This window comes from Massilia yuzhufengensis, from assembly GCF_900112225.1.
Classification (GTDB): Bacteria; Pseudomonadota; Gammaproteobacteria; order Burkholderiales; family Burkholderiaceae_D; genus Telluria; species Telluria yuzhufengensis.
In genome coordinates this window covers 1-1469 of sequence record NZ_FOLD01000062.1, presented here as the reverse complement: position 1 = coordinate 1469, position 1469 = coordinate 1, and the positions used below count along the sequence as shown (strand labels likewise).

The 1469-nt window shown below is 58.2% G+C and carries 1 protein-coding gene; it reads right to left on the bottom strand.

The annotated features are described in order from the left end of the window. Positions 1–617: 617 nt before the first annotated feature. Entirely contained in the window at positions 618–1118 is a 501-nt protein-coding gene (locus BM031_RS24850) for a DUF6328 family protein (protein ID WP_091877635.1), read from the bottom strand. Positions 1119–1469 lie beyond the last annotated feature (351 nt).

Here is a 1469-nt window from a genome sequence, read left to right as displayed (position 1 = left end):
CGTCAGGCTAGTTATAAGAAAAAACCCGCAGAGTGATCTCTGCGGGTTTTTTTGCGTTTGGGCGTTGGGTATTCGAGCGGTATCGCATCGAGCGTGAGCTATCTCTGCGCGGCGGAATTGGCGTGGACAATGCCAGTGGCGCATACGACGTGTAGGGGGGCGTTGGTCGGGAACGATAGGGTGGTCCTGCACTATGAACCGTCGCACCCGCGAAGGCGGGCGCCCAAGTGGACCTCCGCGAGCGCCACCGCGCCCCTATGTCGTGACAAAAGGAAGCCCCGGCAGTCAACCGAGGCTTCTACCTGGTCAGTTTCCCGTCCAGGATTCCCAACTGTGCGACACCGCGACCCGGTAGGTGATGGAGTGACGCATCCATTTTTTCGTGTATGCGCCGAAGTCGCCGGTACGTTGCACGGCTGGGCTAGCACTCACGGATGCGCTCCCCCCGATAATCGAAGCGCGGGTCAGCGAGTGAAGCCCAGTTCAAATTCATCGGCTGCGTCGTGCAGGGAACGTGCTTTGACCGCCGTGCGGGTGCACGGTTCGATCTGAGTTCGATCGATGTCGCGACATCCATTTTCCGGCTAGCGTACAACCCATCTGTTCGACAATTCTCACTAGCCGGGTTGCCTGGTCACTGTCCTTTCCCTGCGCACCAGCGCCCTGGCCTGGCGCGGGAGGATAAACCAGAGGCTGGTCAAGAGCGCCAGAGTCCCCAGCGCGGCGGCGACGCTCAGCATCATGTGCTCCGGCATGCCGACTGTCACCACATGGATGACCGTGAACATGTCGAGCGCCAGGCCGATCGCGAGCGGCGCCAGGGCGCCACGTATCATGGTCGACGATAAGCTCACCATCGATCGGGTAGCGTGGCCGTGGCATGTCCGGTAATAGATCGCCGGCGTCATCACCATCGCAACAGACACGATCACCATGATGAGGCCGACGGCATGGCAGGCCTTCGCGTAGTAGGCCAGCTCGGCAAAGCGATCGCTGAACACGGCGATGGTTTGAAATCCAAACAGGGCCTGGACCCCGGGGAGAATGACGCGCGCTTCCTCGATGATATTGCGCATTCCAGCGTCGAGTTGTTCGGTTTCAGTCAGCTCTTTTTCCATACCTTAACAGTACGCGGAAATTGTCCTTCCTTCAACGCATGCACACTTGTGGCATCGAGCGACGAGCCCCGCCTGAGCGTAGCGCGCGCCGAATGCTTCCTGACTGTCAAGGAAAGCCCTTGCAAAGCGCGCCCGGTGTTGTTATAGTTCGCCTCCGCTTCAGGGTGTCATGGTGAAAGCCAGCGCACAGAACTGAAAAAGGTTAACGTAATCAAATGCTTACGATAACTAGTTCTTCGGAGAAATCTGAAAACGGAGCGAACGAGGGGTTGACGAGTTAAGCGAAACACTGCATAATCTCACTTCTCTGCTGCTGACGAACACAACGCTTCGCCAGATACAGCAAGGCAG

Bases quoted from the DNA above. Each gene is read 5' to 3' on its own strand.
- BM031_RS24850 (WP_091877635.1), bottom strand. From the start codon at position 1,118: ATGGAAAAAGAGCTGACTGAAACCGAACAACTCGACGCTGGAATGCGC.